Below are 17,269 nucleotides of genomic sequence, written 5' to 3'. Positions count from 1 at the left end.
GGGGCTCTCCTCGGTGCGGCCGGGGTCTGGGCGGGTGCGGTGGCAGGGGCGGGTTCAGGAGCGGAGCAGGCGGGCTATCGCCGCCGAGGCCTCTCTGAGCTTGGCGTCCGCCACCGGGCCGCCCGCCGAGGCCGCCTCGGCCAGGCAGTGGTTCATGTGGTCGTCGAGCAGGCCGAGGGCGACCGCCTGCAGGGCCTTCGTGGTCGCGGAGACCTGGGTGAGGATGTCGATGCAGTAGGTGTCGCTCTCGACCATCCGCTGGAGGCCACGGATCTGGCCCTCGACCCGGCGCAGGCGCTTGGTGTACTCGCCCTTGGACCCGATGTAGCCGGTCGTCGCTGTGCTCGTCATGCCGTGCCCTCCGGTCGTCCCGCCGTCCGCCCGGCGTGGGCCGGTAGCTAGAAGGTACCCCCGGGGGGTACCTATCGCAAGTACCCCCCGGGGGTTTGTGTCACCGAGTTGTGAAGCGGTGTCGCCCGGCTGGATCGAGTGCTATCTTCCTTCGCAGATACCTGCCTACATACCCCCAACCGGTATGGAGTACCTGATGTCCTCTCCCGGAACAGCAACCAACTCCCGTAACTCGGCGGCACTCTGGCTGATCGCCGCGGCCCAGTTCATGGTCATCATGGACACCTCGATCATCGGCGTGGCACTGCCGAAGATGCAGGGCGCGCTGGGCTTCACCCAGGGCAACCTCTCCTGGGTCTTCAACGCCTACGTGGTCGCCTTCGGCGGACTGCTGCTGCTCGGCGGCCGGCTCTCCGACCTCTTCGGTGCCCGCAAGCTCTTCAGTGCCGGCTGGGCGATCCTGCTGGCCGGCTCGCTGACCGCCGGCCTGGCCGGCAACGTGGCCGTCGAGCTGACCGGCCGCGCCGTGCAGGGCGCGGGCGCCGCACTCATCGCGCCCTCCGCGCTCACCCTGCTGATGATGCTCTTCGGGCACGACCCCAAGGAGCTCACCCGCGCCTTCGCGCTCTACGGCGCCGCGGCCCCGGCCGGCGGCACCGCCGGTGTCTTCCTCGGCGGCGCGATCACCGAGTACATCAGCTGGCCCTGGGTGTTCTACATCAACATCCCGGTCGCACTGGTCGCCCTGCTCGCCACCCCGCGCCTGATGCCCGCCGCCACCCGCCGCAGCGGTGGCATCGACGTGGTCGGCGCGCTCACCGTCACCGTCGGCCTGGCCCTGGCCGTGTACGCCATCGTCCGCGCGCCCGAGGAGGGTTGGGGCTCGGCGCAGACTTTGCTGGCGCTCGCGGTCGCGATCGTGCTGCTGGTGGCCTTCGTCGCGTCGCAGTCCCGCCGCCGCGAGCCGCTGATGAGCCTGGCGATCTTCCGCGCGCCGAACCTGGCCGGGGCCAACGTGGCCCAGCTGCTGCTCGCCGGGGCGTGGATCCCGATGTGGTTCTTCCTCAACCTCTACCTGCAGCAGGTGCTCGGCCTCGGCGCCTTCCCCTCGGGCGCGGCGCTGCTGCCGATGACGGTGGCCATCATGCTCATCATGATCACCACCGCGCCGAAGCTGATCGCCAAGTTCGGCCCGAAGCCGCTGATCGTGGCCGGTCTGTTCATCCTGGCCGCCGGCCTGTTCTGGCTCTCCTTCGCCCGCCCGCACGGCAACTTCTGGGTGGACGTGCTGCCGGCCTCGCTGGTCGCCGCGATCGGCATGGCCGTCGCCTTCATCCCCTCGCTGGGCACCGCCATCTCGGCCGCCCGCCCGGAGGAGGGCGGTCTGGCCTCCGGCATCGTCAACACCAGCTACCAGGTCGGCTCCGCGCTCGGCCTGGCCGCCATGACGGCGGTGGCCTCCTCCTACGGCGCCGACAAGCTCGGTGACGTCAGCTCGCTGACCGACGGCTTCTCGGCCGCCTTCATCGGCGCCGCCGCCGTCGCGGTGGTCGGCGGCCTGCTGGCGATCGCGATGCTGCGCAGCCCGAGGCCGGAGGCCGCCGCGGCCGCCGAGGCGGCGGTGGAGCCGGCCAAGGTCTGACCGGCAGCACCTGGTTGGGGCGCGAGGAGTCGCGCGGGTACGGCGGTGCGCCGCCGGCCCGCACGGCTCCTCGCGCCCTTTTGGGCGGGTGTGCCGGATAGGCTGGGCCACGACATTCGATTATCCGACCGGTCGGTCGGTCCGTGAGACCTTGTTCCGGGCGATGGGAAGGTGGGGGGAGTGAGAGGCTTCGGTCAGCTGGAGGCCGAGATCATGGAGCGGCTCTGGGCCTGGGGGCGCCCGGCGAGCGTGCGCGAGGTGGTGGACGACCTCAACCGGACCAGGCCGGTCGCCTACACCACCGTCAACACCGTGGCGGACATCCTCTACACGAAGGGGTGGCTGCGGCGGCACAAGGAGGGCCGGGCCTGGATCTACCAGCCGACCCGCTCCCGCGAGGAGCACGGCGCCGACCTGATGCGCGAGGCCCTGGGGGAGAGCGGCGACCAGCAGGCCGCCCTGCTGCTCTTCGTCGAGGGCATCGACGAGGAGCAGGCCCGGGTGCTGCGCACCCTGCTCGACCGGGACCGCCCGGTGAAGCCGCAGTGAGGACCTGACGAGATGGCTGTTCCCCTGCTGCTCCTGCTCTTCCTGTTCGCCGTCGGCTGGCTCGCGCCGCGCGCCCTGGCCGGGGCCGCCTGGGCCGTCCGGGCGCCCCGGGCGGCGATCACCGGCTGGGCCGCGCTGATCAGCGCGGGCGCCGTGGGCGTGGCGATGGCGCTGCACTGGGCCGCCACCCCCGCGCACCGGGTCGAGAGCCCGCTCGGCTGGCTGCTGCGCCGGGGTGCGCTGCCCGTCGAGGGGATTGCCGGGCACACCGAGGCGCTGGCGCTGGCCCTGGCCGCGCTCGCCGTACCGGCCGCCGTGGTAGCGGCCGGCTGCCGGCGGGCGGCCCGGGCGCGGGCACGGCACCGGTCGGCGCTGGAGCTGGTGGCCCGCCCGGCGGGGGAGTGGTGGGTGCTGGACCAGGAGCGTGCGGCGGCCTGGTGCGTGCCCGGGGCAGGCGGCCGGATCGTCCTGACCAGCGGGGCGCTCGCACGGCTGTCGGACGGACAGCGCGCGGCCGTGCTCGCGCACGAAGGGGCGCACCTGGCCGGCCGGCACCATCTGCTGACGGCCGGGGCGGCGGCGCTCGGCCGGGCGCTGCCCTGGCTCCCGGCGGCCCGGAGCGCGGCCGAGCAGGTGCCGCTGCTGGTGGAGCTGGTGGCCGACGACGTCGCGCTGCGGCGCTGCGAGCGGCGGGTACTGGCGGAGGCGCTCTGCGTGGTGGCGGCCGGGGCCGCCCCGGCGGGCGGGCTCGGCGCGGGCGGGCACGGTGTGCTGCTGCGGGTCGAGCGGCTGCTCGGCTCGGCGCGCGGGCTGTCGCCGCTGGTGCGCGGGGCCTGCTGGCTGGGGGTGCTGGCGCTGCCGCTGGTGCCCGTACTGCTGGCCTGCGGGCCGTAGCAGTGCTCCGGCAGGGGGGCGGGTTTACCTGCGCGGCGGTCATCTACTAAGTTCTTTGGAAGAAGGTGTGCGGGCGTAGGCGTGTCCGTGCGTCGCCGCTGCCGTCTGCCCGAAGGAGCTCCGCGTCGTGGGAACCCGCCGAAAGCCCAGCCCGCCGTCCCGGACCAGGCTCGCCTTCGTGAGCGCCGCCGTCGCGGGCGGTGGCGTGCTGGCTTCGGCCACCGTCACCACCACCGCCGCGCACGCCGAGCCCGCCCCCTCGCTCGCCGAGGTCAAGGCCCAGGTCGAGCAGCTCAACGAGCAGGCGGAGGCCTCGATCGAGCAGTACAACGGCCTGCAGGAGCGCCAGCGGAAGCTCCAGGCCGATGCCGGTCTGATCCAGGACCGGGTGGCGCGCGGTCAGGAGCAGATATCCCAACTCCGCACCCGCCTCGGTGCGTTGGCTGCCGAGCAGTACCGCACCGGCGGGGTCGGTCCGACGGTGCGGCTGATGTTCACCGCCGACCCGGACACCTACCTGGCCGGCGCCTCGCTGGACCGCCTCGCGGCCGGCTCCCAGGCCGACGCGCTGCGTGAACTCCAGGCCCAGCAGCGCAAGCTGGACCAGCAGCGGGCCGAAGCCACCGAGGTGCTGGCCCAGTTGGAGGGCGGCAACGCCAAGCTGGCCGCGGAGAAGCAGGGCATCCAGACCCGGCTCGCCCAGGCCAACGCGCTGCTCGGCCGCCTCTCCGCGGCCGACCGCGCCAGGGTCAACGCCCAGTCGGACGACGGTCGTTCCTCCCGCTCCGACGCGCGCGCCTCCTACACCGGCCCGGCCACCGGCCGCGCGGCCGACGTGCTCCGCTTCGCCTACGCCCAGCTCGGTAAGCCCTACCGCTGGGGCGCCACCGGCCCCGACTCCTACGACTGCTCCGGCCTGACCGGCGCCGCCTGGCGCGCGGGCGGGGTCAGCCTCCCGCGCGTCTCCCAGGACCAGTGGAACGCCGGCCAGCACGTCGCCAAGGCCGACCTCCAGGCCGGTGACCTGGTCTTCTTCTACAACGACCTGCACCACGTCGGCATCTACATCGGCGACGGCAAGATGATCCACGCTCCGCGCACCGGCAAGAACGTCGAGATCACCGCGATCGACTACATGCCGTACGTGGGTGCCGTCCGACCCTAGGGGCTCAGCGTCCTGGGTTGGACCTCTCCCGGCGGTAGGCGGACTCCCGGGCGAGGTAGTCGCGGTGCTCCTGGGCGTGGTCCGGCGGCAGGTGCGGGGTGTCCGTGGGGGTGAAGAAGCGGACGAGGGCCTCGTTCGACCTCATGGCGAGCTCGCCGGACCTGGCGAACATGGCCGACTCGTACCCGGCGACCGCGCGGTCGAGTGCGGCGGCGGGTGCGGTGGCGACGGCGTGGGCGAGTTCCGCACCGTCCAGCATCGCGAGGTTGGCGCCGTGGCCGCCGAAGGGGGCCATCAGGTGGGCCGCGTCGCCGAGCAGGGTGACCCCGGGGGCGTGCTCCCAGCTGAGCGGGGCGGGCAGCGCCTGGAAGGATCGGGGCAGGTAGTCGCCGTCGCCCCGCATGATCGCCTCGCGCAGGGGCGCCGCCCAGTGGGCGAACTCACTTGCGAGGTGAGCCCGGAGGCCGTCCCGGTCGGTGAGGTCGACGGCCGCCGTGCGGTGCCAGTCCGGTGCGGCGCGGAAGGCGAGGTAGCCGCGGACGACGCCGTCGCTGTTGCGCTGCAGGATCACCCCCCGGCCGTCGTTGTCGTTGGCGAAGAGGTGCCCGGCGCCGACCAGGCGGGCGAGCTCGGGGTGGCGGGAGTCGACCTCGTCGAAGCGGGCGTCCAGGTAGCAGACGCCCAGGTGCTGCGGCTCGGCGTCGCTCACCGCGGGGCGGACCTTCGACCACGCCCCGTCGGCGCCGATCACCAGGTCCGCCTCGGCGAAGGTCCCGTCCGCGAACTCCAGGCGGTGCGCGCCGCCGCCGAGCGGGGCCGTGCGGACGAGCCGCCGGCCCCAGCGGACGGTGCCGGGGCGCAGGCTCTCCAGGAGCAGCCGCCGCAGTCGGCCGCGGTCGATCTCGGGCGCGGCCGAGTCGTCGGGTGCCGGGGTGAACTCCGCCAGGACGGTGCCGTGGTGGTCGCGGCGGGTCCACGCCGACCCCCGGTTCGGCGACTTCCTGCGCCTGGTCGACACCACCCCGGCGCTGCGCGAGTACGCCCGCCGCATGTGGCTGCGCCACGAGCACAGCCTGGCTGTGGCGATCGCCGAGGACGCCGGACTGCCCGCCGACGATCCGGGCTGCCTGGCGCTGGCTCACTTCGCCCTGGAGGCCCCCCTGCTGGTCCGCGATGCCGCCGACCCCGATGCCGCCCTGGAGCGGGTCTTCGGCCTCCTCGACAGCGGCTGGTCCGGCCCCGGGGCCGCCTGACTCGGCTCCGGGGCCGGGCCAGGACGGTCAGCCGGACTGAATGCCGGACTGCAGATCGGACTGCAGGCTCCGCGCGGCGGCCAGCTTCGGGTCGTAGGTGGCGGGGTCCTCGGCGTCGAGCGCGGTGTAGAGGGCCACCGCCTCGTCGGCGAGGGTGAGCGCCTGGTCCCGTCGGCCGCTGTCCCGCAGGTACGGGACGGTCGGCCACAGCAGCCAGTCGCCGAGGGTGGGCCGGTAGGCGGGGTTGTGGGTGGTGATCGACCGGACCAGGTCGACGGCGTCGACGGCGCGTTGGGCTCCCTGGGGCCGGTCGGATCCGGCCCAGAGGGCTTGGGCCAGGTTGATCAGGGCCCAGGCCTTGTCGTACGCGGCGTCGTCGGAGTCGGGGCTCTGCCGGAGGAGTTGGTCGTAGAGCGTGACGGCCTCCTGCACCTCCGCGACCGCCTCCTGGTGGCGGCCGACCGTGGAGAGGTACACCGCGCCGGTCTCCACCAGCCAGCGGGCGAGGGTGGGCCGGTAGGCGGGGTCGCGGGTGGCGATCGGGCGGATCAAGTCGACGGCCGCCACCGCCTGTTGGGCGCCCTGGGCCTGATCGGGCCGGACCCAGAGAGCTTGGGCGAGGTTGGTCATGGCCCAGGCCTTGTTGTAGACGGCTTCGTCCGATTCCGGGGTCTGCCGCAGCAGCTGGTCGTAGCGGGTCACGGCCTCCCGCGCCGTCGCGACCGCCTCGGCGTGCCGCCCGACCGCCGACAGGAAGCGCGCGGTCGGCTCCACCAACCACCGTGCCAGGGTGGCCCGGTAGGCGGGGTTGCGGTCGGCGACCGGCCGCAGCTGGTCGACGGCGTCCACCGCGCGCTGGGCGCCCTGGGCCTGGTCGGAGGCCCAGAGGGCCTGGGCCAGGTCGACCAGCGCGAAGGCCTTGTCGTAGGCGGCCTCGTCGGAGTCGGGGTGCTGCTGAAGGAGCTGGTCGTAGAGCGTGACGGCCTCCTGCAGCCCCGCGACCGCCTCGTCCTGGCGGCCCACCGCAGACAGGAAGCGGGCGGTCGGCTCCACCAACCACCCGGCCAGCGTGGCCCGGTAGGACGCGTCCTCGGCGACCACCTCGCGAGCCACCGCGACCGCTTCGGTGGCGCGGTCGGCGGCCTCGCCCCGGACGGGCCCCGGCAGGGTCCACAGCTCCCCGGCGTGGGTGATCATCGCCTGCGCCTCGGCGATCCGGGCGGCCGGGGCCACCTGGCCGGTGTCGAAGAAGCAGGACAGCAGTACCACCGGGTCGGAGCCGCCGGAGTGGTACAGCGAGACGCTGTTCTCCGGCGTCGGCACCGCCGTCAGCCCGCCGTAGGACTCCCACGGCTGGCCGAGCCGGACGGGGCCCGCCCAGTCGCTCTCGTGCGGGCCGCGCTGGACGTACTCGATCTGGTGGTCCCGGCCCCACCAGTACGCGTCCAGCTCGCGCTGCGCCGTCACGCCGAAGGTGAAGCTGTACGGAATGCCCCAGACGACGAGGTGCCGGGTGCTGATCTCGGCGGGCGCGCTCCAGCTCCCCTGTCCGTCGTAGTGGATGTTCCAGACGGAGCCCAGCACGCCCACCCAGCACACGTCCGCCGTCCCGTCGCCGGTGGCGGCGGCGCGGATGTCCACGAGCTCGTAGGAGGAGCCCGGCGCCACGGCGATCCCGACCGGTTCGCTCCAGGCGGGCGAGGGCAGGCGCGAGTCGTAGGTGACACTGCGGATCGACTGGTGCTCCACCGTCCAGAAGGCCATCACCACCCCGGGCGACGGGCAGACCAGGGCGAGGTCCGGGTAGTCCGGGCAGGCCCCGGCCACGGTGGCGGCCTGCGGCGGGCCCCAGCTGCCGTCGCGGCCGCGGGTCGCGACCATCAGGGTGCTGGTCGGGACGTCCACCCAGGCCACCCGGAGGGAGCCCGCGTCCACGGCGGCGACGAAGGAGCTCACCCGGGTGGAGTCACCGGTCACCTTGACCGGGTCGGCCGGCCAGCCGGTCGGCCGGCCGGGATCGGTCGAGATCGCGTAGACGCCGGAGAGGTCGGAGCTGCGGTACAGGGCCGTGACGTCGCCCGGCTTCGCCGACAGCGCGAGGACACGCTGCCCGCCGGTGGCCGGGTTGTCGTCCCCGACGGCCTGCTCCGGGCTGATGGCCACCGAGGGCCGCCAGCCCGGCGGGCTGGCCGCGGGGTCGTAGGAGGTCGCCCGCAGCTGCGCCTTGAGGCGGTCGCGCCAGACCAGGGTGGTGTGCCCGGGCTGGTCCGAGGCCGCGACGACGAGCCCGGTCGGCTCGGGTACACCGGCCGGGGCCCAGGGGGACCAGGAGGGCGTCTTCGCCTCCTTCGCCCAGTAGGCCACCGTGTCGTGCAGGCCCACCAGCTCGGCCAGGCCGGTGGCCACCCGCATCTCGGCGCGGACCTGCTGGGTGTAGCGGTCCACGGCGTTGTCGATCACCTCCGTCCCGCCCTCCCCGTCGAAGCGGGTGACGCCGGTGTCGGTGCCGCTGATGCGGTCCACGCAGCGGTAGAGGACCACGAACGTACCGTTGGAGGCCGGGATGCCGGTGACGTCCGGCTGGATGGCCTGATCGGCGTGGTTGAAGATCCAGTCCAGCCGCGCGGCGTGGCCGGCCAGCTCGGCCCGGGCGAGCGGGTTGTTGCGGTACTGCAGGTTGAGTGCGCTGATCACCCCGTAGCGCACGGTCAGCGCGTAGGCGTACGCGATGAAGGCCAGCCGGTGGTCGAAGACGCTGGTGGGCGAGTTCGGATCCGGTCGGTAGAAGTAGGAGTCCCCCTCCAGCAGGGTGTTGGCCGCCAGCCGGGAGTTGTTGTCCGCGTCGGCCCGCAGCAGCGGGTCGGTGCGGCCGTCGGCGACCCACTGGTTGAGCTGCTCGACGGCGGTGCGGGCCTGCGCACGCACGGTGTCGAGATCGTGCTGCAGATTGAGCACGTACGCCTGCTGCTCGACGTTGACCGCCGCCTTCACCGCGGCGAGCACTTCGTCGAACCGGCCCTGCAGGGACTGGAAGTCCGCGTGCAGCGTGTCGAGTCTGGCGAGGATCCGGTCCTCGTCGGTGGGGTTGTCGCGGCCGAGGCTGACGAACGAGCAGATGGCCTGGTAGGCCTCGTACGCCGTCTTCGCGGTTTCGTAGATCGCCACAACTGTGGTCACGGGTGTCGTCATGCGTGGTCCCCTCCGTGTTCCGGGAGGGGGAATTACCCGGGTGGTTCGGGTTCGAACCTCTTGCGTCGGCGGATTCATCCCTGCCGGGTGGCACCTTCTCGACGGGCGGGGGTCCCGTCCGGCGCGAACGAGTCGCGGAAGGTGAAGGCGTGCGGCGCGGGGTCGTGGCCGTCGAGGTGCTCCAGCCTGGAGACCCCGTCCCGCCAGCCGGGTATCTCGCCGTCGCCGACCCACCAGGCCACGTAGGACGGGTGGCCGGTCCGCTCGAACCAGTCGCGGCGCCTGGTCAGCGCGGCGCGGTGCAGACCGGTGTGGACGGCCTCGAAGGCGGGGCGCAGGCCGGTCCAGAGCGAGAGGGTCACGGCCAGGGCGCTGGTCTCCGGCGTACGGCCCTTGTCGTACCAGGCCGGGACGGCGAACTCGCCCCAGGGCCCCCAGTCCGCGTCGAACAGCACGCCTCGGCTGTCGGTCGCCGGTTCGGCATGGGTGAGGTAGCCGGGATGCCGGGTGATCTCCTGGTAGACGGCCGCACCGCTTTCGTAGAACTCGCGGGTGAGATCGCCGGGATCGGCGAGAGGCGTCTTCAGGACACCGAAGGTGTACAGCGCAAGACGGGGCATGCGGCTCTCCTTGGTCGAGGGCTCGGCCGGGACGAACTCCGGTGCGACCGTGGGTGGTCGCCGAGCGCCAGGTGAAGGTAGCCGCTCTCGCGGGCGGTGTCGAAGTTGCGATTTTCCCGGGTAAATGGCCTCCGGGCGCCGACCGCGAACCCGCCCCGCTCGCCCCCGGCGCGGAACTCGCCCACGGGGGCTCGTCGTTGCTGCCGATGCTCGACGAATTGCTCGTGGAGGCGGCCCGGCCTCTCGGCCGGGCCGCCGGTCAACACCCGGTCGACGCTTGGTGATGCGCCTGAGGCCGGGTCAGTCGCCCAGCGGGCTCACGTAGCCGCTGATCGGGCCGTTCGGTGCGCCGGAGGGCCAGTTGCCCACGGTGGAGGGGTAGGTGTCGATGCCGACCACTCCGTTCTCGTTGCCGCCGACGCTGGTGATGGTGCCGTCCGCGTTCACGGAGGTGACGATCGCGACGTGCCTGGCGTCCCAGTTGGTGCCGTCGTAGTTCCAGCCGAAGACCACGGCGTCGCCGACATGCGGGGTGCTGGACAGGGTGCCCTTGGACTGGCCGTAGCGGTAGAAGCTGCCCGCGCCGGCGTCCAGCCCGCTCAGGTTGACGCCTGCCTGCTGCCAGGCCCACATCGCGAAGTCGGCGCACCACGGCTCGTTGCAGCTGTTGAGGTAGCCCGGGCCGCAGGCGCCGTGGCCGACCTGGCTGTAGGCGTAGTCGGCGATCGAGCTGCAGCCCTGGACGTCGGCGAACGGCTGGCTCAGGCCCGACCACGACCAGCCGACGGTGTTGCCCGCCCCGGAGGCCCAGGCCCAGCTGCCGCCGATCGGGTCGGTGTGCCGGTACCAGTGCAGGTTGGTGTCGCTGCCGACGCCGTAGATCACCCCGTCCCCGGCGGAGAACACCTGGGAGAGGTCACCCCAGCCGGCCCCGATGGTGTTTCCGGCCCCGGCGGCCCAGGACGCCGTCCCGCCGGCCGGGTTGGTGTCGCGGTACCAGTGGAGGTTGCCGCTGCCGTCGACGGCGTAGATGACGCCGTTCCCGCCGGAGAAGACCTTGGTGAACCCGCCCCAGCCCGTCCCGATGACGTTGCCGGCCCCGCCGGCCCAGGCCCTGGAACCGCTGAGGTACCCGGTGTGCCGGTACCAGTGCAGGTTGCCGCTGCCGTCGATCGCGTAGATCACGCCCTTCCCGCCGGAGAAGACCTTGGTGAACCCGCCCCAGCCGTCCCCGATCTGGACGCCGCCGTTGGTCCAGCTGAAGGTGCCGTTCAGCGCGCCGTCGTGGTGGTACCACCACAGGGTGCCGTCGGCGCGCACGGTGTAGACGACGCCGTCGCCGCCGGAGAACACCGTCTGCCCGTTCCAGCCGGCGCCGACCGTGTTCCCGGCGCCGGAGGCCCAGGACGCGGCGGAGCTGCCGGCGTTGGTGGCGCCGTACCAGTGCAGGTTGTTGTCGGCACCGATCCCGTAGACGGCGGTCGGGCCCGTGCACCGGGCCGTGCCGACCCCGGCCGCGGCATGGGCGGCGGGGGCGCCGAGGGTCGCAGCGCCGCCGAACAGCGCCGAGGTGGACAGCGCCACGGCGGCGAGCTTCCGGCCGACCCGGTGGGCGCTGCCGTGCGTCAAGGCATGGAACATGGGAGTACTCCTGGTGTCAGGGCATGGGCGGTGGGAGTGCGGACAGTCCTGGCGTCGTTCGGCACCCGTGCGCCAGGTCGGCGGGCCTGTCGCGCAGTCACGGGAAGTGGAGACGACCTCCCGGCACCGGGGCTCAACGGGTCGTGTGCCCGGTCGAGTTGATGCCGTTGGTGAAGAGAATGCCGCGTGCCGCAGGGGCCGGACAGCACTCGGCCAGGACACCAAGCTGCCGGGCACCTTGGTGTCACCAGGGACGGCACTCCTGACGCCAGGGTCCGTCTTCAGACCCTAGGGCCGCACCGTCAGCACGATCTTGCCGGTGGTGGAGCCCAGTTCGCCCAGGCGGTGGGCGGCGGCCGCCTCGGTGAGGGGGTACACGGCGTCGGCGATCACCCGGAGGCGGCCGGATTCGACCAGGGCGGTGAGTTCGAGCAGGCCTTGGCGGTCGGGCTCGACCAGCATGAAGACGGCCCGGATGCCTGCCGCCTCGGCCTCGGCCCAGGGGAAGGTCTCGTCGAGGGGCAGCAGCGAGACCAGGGTGCCGCCCGGGCGCAGGCTGCGCAGGGAGCGGGCGGGGCTGTCGCCGCCGAGCGGGTCGAGCACGAGATCGACGTCCCGGACGGCCTCCGCGACGTCCGTGGCGCGGTAGTCGACCACTTCGTCGGCGCCGAGGGAGCGCAGCAGCTCGTGCTTGGCCGCGCTGGCGGTGCCGATCACGTACGCGCCGCGGGCCTTGGCGATCTGTACCGCGAGGTGGCCGACGCCGCCGGCGGCGGCGTGGATCAGCACCCGCCGGCTCGGCCGCAGGTCGGCGGTGTCGACCAGGGCCTGCCAGGCCGTCAGCCCGGCCAGCGGGAGGGCGGCCGACTCGACGTGGGTGAGCCGGTGGGGCCGGGGCGCGAGGTGACGGGCGGGGGAGGTGAGGTACTCGGCGTAGGCGGCCGCCGGGTCGGGGAAGCGCGGCATGCCGTACACCTCGTCGCCGGGCCTCAGGACCGTCACGCCCGGCCCGACCTGCTCGACCACGCCCGAGACGTCCCAGCCCAGGGTGAACGGCGGGCGCAGGCCGACGGCGAGTTCGCCGCGCTCGCGGGTCTTCCAGTCCGCCGGGTTGACCCCGGCCGCGTGCACCCGGACCAGTACCTCGCCCCGGCGGGGCTCGGGCCGGGGCAGTTCGATCTCGTGGAGCACCTCGGGGGATCCGGCGGTGTCCTGGGAGACGGCGCGCATGGTGGGGTGGGTCATGGTGCTCTCCGAAGGGGAATCGTCCGGCTGAATACCCGTCAGCCTGGCTGTTCCCGGCGGCCCCCGGTGGTGGCCGGACGGCCAGGGAGTGCAAGGATCTGGCCATGCACCGCGTCGGCGTACTGGCCCTGGACGGCGTCCTCCCCTTCGAGCTCGGCATCCCGGCCCGGATCTTCGGCGCGGCCCGGGACGAGCACGGCAGCCCGCTCTACACGGTGGCCACCTGCAGTCTGGACGGCGGCCCGGTCCGGGCCGAGGCCGACTACGGCCTGACGGTCGCGCACGACGCCCGGCTGCTGGCCGAGGTGGACACCGTGGTGATCCCGCCCTCGCACGCGCTCGGCCCGATCCGGGAGGAGGGTGTGCTGCCCGAGCCGCTGCGGGCGGCGCTGGCCGCGATCCGGCCCGGCACCCGGATCGTCGGCATCTGCACGGCGGCCTGGGTGCTGGCGGCGGCCGGACTGCTGGACCACCGCCGGGCCACCACCCACTGGCGCGAGGCCGACCGGCTGCAGCGCAGGTACACCACCGTCCGGGTCGACCCCGACGTGCTGTTCGTGGACGACGGCGACCTGCTCACCTCGGCCGGGGTGGCCGCCGGGATCGACCTCTGCCTGCACCTGGTCCGCCGCGACCACGGCAGCCGGGTGGCCAACGAAGTGGCCCGCAACTGCGTCACCCCGCCCTGGCGGGAGGGCGGCCAGGCCCAGTACATCAGCCGCCCGGTGCCCGAGCCGGCCGCCAGCGGCACGGCCGCCACCCAGGCCTGGGCACTCACCCGCCTCGCCGAACCGCTCGGCCTGGCCGAGCTGGCCGCGCACGCTCACATGAGTGTGCGCACCTTCTCCCGCCGCTTCCGCGAGGAGACCGGCACCAGCCCCGGCCAGTGGCTCGGCCGCCAACGCCTCGACCTGGCCCGCCACCACCTCGAGACCACCGACTGGCCGGTCGACCTGGTCGCCCGACGCTCCGGCCTGGGCACCGGCGCCTCGCTGCGCCAGCAGCTCCAGGCCGCCATCGGCGTCAGCCCCCGGGCCTACCGCCGCACCTTCCGCGGCGGCGCCTGAGCCCGGGGCGCCCAACCGGAGGGAAGGCCGCCGTTTATTCGTGGTTGAGAGCCCGTTGACCAGGAGCCGACAGAGTCCGGCACAGGCGCGGCGAGCCCCGCAGCGCCGCACCGTCCCGACTCGACCGAAGGTCCCGTTTCTTCATGTCATCGCTACACCTTTCCGAGACCTCCAGCCCGGCGGAGGCTCCCACGGGGATCGCCGCCGATCCCCGGATCGCCCTGCTGCGGCGGCGCTTCCGCGGCTTCGCCTTCCCGATGACCGCGGCCTTCCTGCTCTGGTACCTGACGTACGTGGTGCTGTGTGCCTACGCCCGTGACTTCATGGCCCGGGCGGTGTTCGGGCATCTGAACGTCGCCCTGCTGCTGGGCCTGGGGCAGTTCGCCACGACCTTCGGCATCGCGCTGGCCTTCTCCCGGTACGCGAGCCGCAGGCTCGACCCGCTGGCCGACGCGCTGCGCACCGAGCTGGACGGGAAGGCCGCCCGATGACCTCCATCATTGTGATCTTCAGCCTTTTCGTTGCGCTCACCCTGGGCATCACCGTCCGGGCCTCCCGCCGCACCAGATCCGCCGAGGACTTCTACGCGGGGGGCCGCTCCTTCACCCCGCTGCAGAACGGCATCGCCATCGGCGGCGACTACATGTCCGCCGCCTCCTTCCTCGGCATCGCCGGCATCATCGCCCTCTCCGGCTACGACGGCTTCCTCTACTCGATCGGCTTTCTGGTCGCCTGGCTGCTGGCCCTGCTGCTGGTCGCGGGCCCGCTGCGCAACGCCGGCCGGTTCACCATGGCCGACGCGCTCACCGCGCGGCTGCGCGAGCGCCCGGTCCGGACCGCCTCCGGGATCTCCACCATCGTCGTGTCGATCTTCTACCTGATCGCCCAGATGGTCGGCGCCGCCTCCGTGGTGTCACTGCTCCTTGACGTGAAGTCGGATGCGGCGAAGATCTGGGTGATCGTCGCGGTCGGCGCCCTGATGATCTTCTACGTGGCCGTCGGCGGGATGAAGGGCACCACCTGGGTGCAGATCGTCAAGGCCGTGCTGCTGATGGTCGGTGCCGCGGTGATGTGCGTCCTGGTGCTCGCCAGGTTCCACTTCGACCTCGGGGAGCTGCTGGGTGCGGCCGCCGACAAGTCCGGCAAGGGCGCGAGTTTCCTGCGGCCCGGCCTCAAGTACGGCGCCACCGACGGCTGGAGCAGGCTCGACCTGATCAGCCTCGGTCTCGCCCTGGTGCTGGGCACCGCCGGTCTGCCGCACATCCTGGTCCGCTTCTACACCGTTCCGACGGCGCAGGCGGCCCGGAAGTCCGTCAACTGGGCGATCGCGATCATCGGCGTCTTCTACCTGATGACGCTGGTCCTGGGCTTCGGCGCGGCGGCCCTGGTCGGCTCGGCCGCCATCAAGAAGGCCGACCCCTCGGGCAACAGTGCGGCCACCCGGCTCGCCGAGGTGCTCGGTGGCGGGCACGGCACCGGCGGCGGCTCGTTCATGCTCGCCTTCATCGGGGCGGTCGCCTTCGCGACCATCCTGGCCGTGGTCGCGGGGCTCACCCTGACCTCCACCTCGTCCTTCGCTCATGACCTGTACGCCAACGTGATCAAGCGCGGCAAGGTCGGCGGGCAGGAGGAGACCAAGGTGGCCAAGTGGTCCGCCGTGGTCGTCGGGGCGGCCGCCGTCGCCCTGTCGATCTCCGCCCGTGAGCTCAATGTCGCGTTCCTGGTGGCGCTGGCCTTCGCCATCGCGGCCTCGGCGAACCTGCCTGCCATCCTGTTCTCGCTCTTCTGGCGGCGTTTCAACACCCGCGGCGCGCTCTGGGGTACCTACGGCGGTCTCGGCGCGGCGGTGCTGCTGGTGCTGCTCTCCCCGGTCTGCTGGGGCGGGGCGACGACGACCAAGCCGAGCACCAAGCTCACCCCGGAGACGGCTGCCACCTGCGGCGTACCGGTGAAGTCGACCGCCGTGGGCAATGCCACCGCGCTGTTCTCCTGCACCGTCAAGGCGCCCTTCCCGCTGGAGAACCCGGGTCTGGTCTCCATCCCGGTGGGGTTCGTGGCCGCCGCGATCGGTACGCTCACCGCCCGCCGACGCCCGGAGGAGGACCAGGCGTTCGACGAGCTGGAGGTCCGGACCCTGACCGGCGCCGGAGCCGTCTGATCCCCGGCCCGACCGGTACCCGCACCGCCGTCCGCCCCCCTCGCGGGGGCGGACGGCGGTGCGGGAGCCTAGGCCCGGCGGACGGTGGCCCGCATCGGCCCCACCGGATGCATGACCACGCCGAAGAAGGTGCCGGTCGGGAGCTCCTGGAAGTCCAGGTCGTAGGCGGGGAGCAGGAGTTCGAGCAGGCAGACCATCTCACGGTAGGAGAACTGCTGCCCCAGGCAGGCCCGGGCGCCGAGGCCGAAGGGGTAGAAGGCGCCCTGCCGGGTGGGGCGGCGGCCGGGCTCGATGAAGCGCCAGGGGTCGAACACCTCGGGCTCGGGCCAGAGTTCGGGGTTGCGGTGGGTGAGGTAGGGCGAGCTGAGCACATGGCTGCCGGCCTCGATCCGGTACCCGCCGACGGTGTCGTCGGCCGCCGCGTGGCGGGGGATCAGCCAGACGGCGGGGTGCAGCCGCATGGTCTCGTTGACCAGGGCGGTGACCACCTCCCGCCGCTCCTCCGCCGAGCCGGTGCGGCAGATGCCGAGCACCTTCTCCCGTACGTCCGGGTGCTGTTCGAGCCGGAGGAAGAGCCAGGCGAGCGTCTTGGCCGTGGTCTCGTGCCCGGCCACCAGCAGGTTGACCAGCTCGTCGCGGATCAGCCGATCGGTGTACTCCGGCCTGGTCACCGCCGCGTCGAGCAGCACCCGCAGCAGCCCGCCCTCGCCGCCCTCGCCGCGCTCACCGCCGTCGCCGCGCTCCCGCGCCGCCGCGATCGCCCGCGCGCAGGCCGAGTCGATCCGGGCCAGCGCCGCCGTCACCGCCTCCTGGTCGGCCGGGGTGGTCGCGGTGAGCGCGGAGAGGTGGGTCACCACTTCGTTCACGGCGTCGAGTTCGCCGTGGGTGAGCTCGTCCAGGGGATCGCCGGTGAGGGTGCGCCAGATGGTGTCCAGTGCGAAGAACTGCAGATCGGCGCCGACGTCGGTGCTTTCACCGGTACGGGCGAGCGCGGCCCAGCGCCGCTCCGTGCGCTCGGCCGCCTCGGTGATCCGCTGCTCCCACCGGCGCAGCCCGACCGAGGTGAACTGGCTCTGCAGCAGTCGCCGTTGCTGCTTCCAGGCCTCGCCGGAGGCCGAGATGACGCCCTCGCCGAGCAGCAGCCCGGCGCGGTGCGACTGCTTGACGTACCCGTCGGGGTGCTGCGCCAGCACATGCTGCACCTGCTCGGGACCGGTGACCAGCACGGTGCGGCGCGGGCCGAGGGTGAAGGCCGCGAGCGGGCCCAGTTCGGCCGCCCGGGTGAGGAGTTCGATCAGTTCGCCGCCGCGGGACTGCCAGGCGGCGACCTCCTCGGGCGGCAGCTCGGGCAGCGGTGCGCCGGTCGGCGGGCCCGGCTGGCGCTGGGCGGCGAGGCGGTCGGCGGCCGTGGTCATGGGGTCTCCCGAGGTAGGCCCCGGTGCGCGCCGTCGGGGCGGCGCGGCGGGGCGACGACGTGACTCACCGGATTCTATTC

General features: G+C 73.2%; 15 protein-coding genes. 8 read left to right on the top strand and 7 right to left on the bottom strand.

Annotated features, from left to right (window positions below; genetic code table 11):
- Positions 1-54: 54 nt before the first annotated feature.
- On the bottom strand, positions 55-351 hold the full coding sequence (locus tag ABT095_RS33240; RefSeq protein WP_350533283.1) for a metal-sensitive transcriptional regulator: 297 nt from the start codon (positions 349-351) through the stop codon (positions 55-57).
- 196 nt (positions 352-547) lie between these two features.
- Here ABT095_RS33240 and ABT095_RS33235 point away from each other — a divergent pair, with 196 nt between their 5' ends.
- The 4 genes from ABT095_RS33235 (at position 548) to ABT095_RS33220 (ending at position 4,601) form a co-directional block, all read left to right on the top strand.
- Positions 548-1,993 carry an MFS transporter gene (locus ABT095_RS33235; RefSeq protein ID WP_350533282.1) on the top strand — a complete coding sequence of 482 codons (1,446 nt, stop codon included), beginning with the start codon at positions 548-550 and terminating at the stop codon, positions 1,991-1,993.
- 180 nt (positions 1,994-2,173) lie between these two features.
- On the top strand, positions 2,174-2,542 hold the full coding sequence (locus tag ABT095_RS33230; protein ID WP_350533281.1) for a BlaI/MecI/CopY family transcriptional regulator: 369 nt from the start codon (positions 2,174-2,176) through the stop codon (positions 2,540-2,542).
- A 12-nt stretch (positions 2,543-2,554) separates the two neighbouring features.
- On the top strand, positions 2,555-3,436 hold the full coding sequence (locus ABT095_RS33225; protein WP_350533280.1) for a M56 family metallopeptidase: 882 nt from the start codon (positions 2,555-2,557) through the stop codon (positions 3,434-3,436).
- A 127-nt stretch (positions 3,437-3,563) separates the two neighbouring features.
- Entirely contained in the window at positions 3,564-4,601 is a 1,038-nt protein-coding gene (locus tag ABT095_RS33220; RefSeq protein WP_350533279.1) for a C40 family peptidase, read from the top strand.
- 4 nt (positions 4,602-4,605) lie between these two features.
- Here ABT095_RS33220 and ABT095_RS33215 read toward each other — a convergent pair whose 3' ends face one another.
- Entirely contained in the window at positions 4,606-5,652 is a 1,047-nt protein-coding gene (locus ABT095_RS33215; RefSeq protein ID WP_350533278.1) for an FAD-dependent oxidoreductase, read from the bottom strand.
- Here ABT095_RS33215 and ABT095_RS33210 point away from each other — a divergent pair.
- Positions 5,651-5,854, top strand: coding sequence for a hypothetical protein (locus tag ABT095_RS33210; protein ID WP_502885106.1), 204 nt, complete (start codon positions 5,651-5,653; stop codon positions 5,852-5,854). The genes ABT095_RS33215 and ABT095_RS33210 overlap by 2 nt on opposite strands.
- A gap of 27 nt (positions 5,855-5,881) precedes the next feature.
- On the opposite strand, the gene ABT095_RS33205 is transcribed toward ABT095_RS33210, so the two are convergent.
- The 4 genes from ABT095_RS33205 to ABT095_RS33190 form a co-directional block, all read right to left on the bottom strand.
- Positions 5,882-9,043: a tetratricopeptide repeat protein gene (locus ABT095_RS33205; protein ID WP_350533277.1), complete on the bottom strand. Its 3,162-nt coding sequence runs from the start codon at positions 9,041-9,043 to the stop codon at positions 5,882-5,884.
- 74 nt (positions 9,044-9,117) lie between these two features.
- Entirely contained in the window at positions 9,118-9,663 is a 546-nt protein-coding gene (locus ABT095_RS33200) for a DUF3291 domain-containing protein (RefSeq protein WP_350533276.1), read from the bottom strand.
- A 300-nt stretch (positions 9,664-9,963) separates the two neighbouring features.
- On the bottom strand, positions 9,964-11,304 hold the full coding sequence (locus ABT095_RS33195) for a tachylectin-related carbohydrate-binding protein (RefSeq protein WP_350533275.1): 1,341 nt from the start codon (positions 11,302-11,304) through the stop codon (positions 9,964-9,966).
- 288 nt (positions 11,305-11,592) lie between these two features.
- Positions 11,593-12,549, bottom strand: a complete 957-nt coding sequence (locus tag ABT095_RS33190) for an NADP-dependent oxidoreductase (RefSeq protein ID WP_350533274.1) — start codon at positions 12,547-12,549, stop codon at positions 11,593-11,595.
- Positions 12,550-12,653: 104 nt separating this feature from the next.
- Here ABT095_RS33190 and ABT095_RS33185 point away from each other — a divergent pair, with 104 nt between their 5' ends.
- The 3 genes from ABT095_RS33185 to ABT095_RS33175 all read left to right on the top strand — a co-directional run bounded on the left by ABT095_RS33185 (position 12,654) and on the right by ABT095_RS33175 (position 15,774).
- Entirely contained in the window at positions 12,654-13,616 is a 963-nt protein-coding gene (locus ABT095_RS33185; RefSeq protein WP_350533273.1) for a GlxA family transcriptional regulator, read from the top strand.
- 143 nt (positions 13,617-13,759) lie between these two features.
- A complete protein-coding gene (locus tag ABT095_RS33180; protein WP_350533272.1) occupies positions 13,760-14,107 on the top strand; it encodes a DUF485 domain-containing protein in 348 nt (115 codons plus the stop codon).
- On the top strand, positions 14,104-15,774 hold the full coding sequence (locus ABT095_RS33175; RefSeq protein WP_350533271.1) for a monocarboxylic acid transporter: 1,671 nt from the start codon (positions 14,104-14,106) through the stop codon (positions 15,772-15,774). The genes ABT095_RS33180 and ABT095_RS33175 overlap by 4 nt, the downstream gene beginning before the upstream one ends.
- A gap of 68 nt (positions 15,775-15,842) precedes the next feature.
- Here ABT095_RS33175 and ABT095_RS33170 read toward each other — a convergent pair whose 3' ends face one another.
- The gene (locus tag ABT095_RS33170) at positions 15,843-17,189 is read right to left on the bottom strand and encodes a cytochrome P450 (protein WP_350533270.1); all 1,347 of its coding nucleotides are present in this window, start codon (positions 17,187-17,189) and stop codon (positions 15,843-15,845) included.
- Between the last annotated feature and the right edge of the window lie 80 nt (positions 17,190-17,269).

The organism is Kitasatospora sp. NPDC002227 (assembly GCF_040296285.1).
Lineage (GTDB): Bacteria > Actinomycetota > Actinomycetes > Streptomycetales > Streptomycetaceae > Kitasatospora.
Note: the sequence above shows the minus strand (reverse complement) of the source record. Positions and strands in the feature narration are given on the sequence as shown.

What these genes read in the sequence shown, in the direction of transcription:
- ABT095_RS33240 (WP_350533283.1), bottom strand. Translation starts at nt 351, where the DNA reads ATGACGAGCACAGCGACGACCGGCTACATCGGGTCCAAGGGCGAGTAC.
- ABT095_RS33235 (WP_350533282.1), top strand. Translation starts at nt 548, where the DNA reads ATGTCCTCTCCCGGAACAGCAACCAACTCCCGTAACTCGGCGGCACTC.
- ABT095_RS33225 (WP_350533280.1), top strand. Translation starts at nt 2,555, where the DNA reads ATGGCTGTTCCCCTGCTGCTCCTGCTCTTCCTGTTCGCCGTCGGCTGG.
- ABT095_RS33210 (WP_502885106.1), top strand. Translation starts at nt 5,651, where the DNA reads ATGTGGCTGCGCCACGAGCACAGCCTGGCTGTGGCGATCGCCGAGGAC.
- ABT095_RS33215 (WP_350533278.1), bottom strand. Translation starts at nt 5,652, where the DNA reads ATGCGGCGGGCGTACTCGCGCAGCGCCGGGGTGGTGTCGACCAGGCGC.
- ABT095_RS33205 (WP_350533277.1), bottom strand. Translation starts at nt 9,043, where the DNA reads ATGACGACACCCGTGACCACAGTTGTGGCGATCTACGAAACCGCGAAG.
- ABT095_RS33200 (WP_350533276.1), bottom strand. Translation starts at nt 9,663, where the DNA reads ATGCCCCGTCTTGCGCTGTACACCTTCGGTGTCCTGAAGACGCCTCTC.
- ABT095_RS33195 (WP_350533275.1), bottom strand. Translation starts at nt 11,304, where the DNA reads ATGTTCCATGCCTTGACGCACGGCAGCGCCCACCGGGTCGGCCGGAAG.
- ABT095_RS33190 (WP_350533274.1), bottom strand. Translation starts at nt 12,549, where the DNA reads ATGACCCACCCCACCATGCGCGCCGTCTCCCAGGACACCGCCGGATCC.
- ABT095_RS33185 (WP_350533273.1), top strand. Translation starts at nt 12,654, where the DNA reads ATGCACCGCGTCGGCGTACTGGCCCTGGACGGCGTCCTCCCCTTCGAG.
- ABT095_RS33180 (WP_350533272.1), top strand. Translation starts at nt 13,760, where the DNA reads ATGTCATCGCTACACCTTTCCGAGACCTCCAGCCCGGCGGAGGCTCCC.
- ABT095_RS33175 (WP_350533271.1), top strand. Translation starts at nt 14,104, where the DNA reads ATGACCTCCATCATTGTGATCTTCAGCCTTTTCGTTGCGCTCACCCTG.
- ABT095_RS33170 (WP_350533270.1), bottom strand. Translation starts at nt 17,189, where the DNA reads ATGACCACGGCCGCCGACCGCCTCGCCGCCCAGCGCCAGCCGGGCCCG.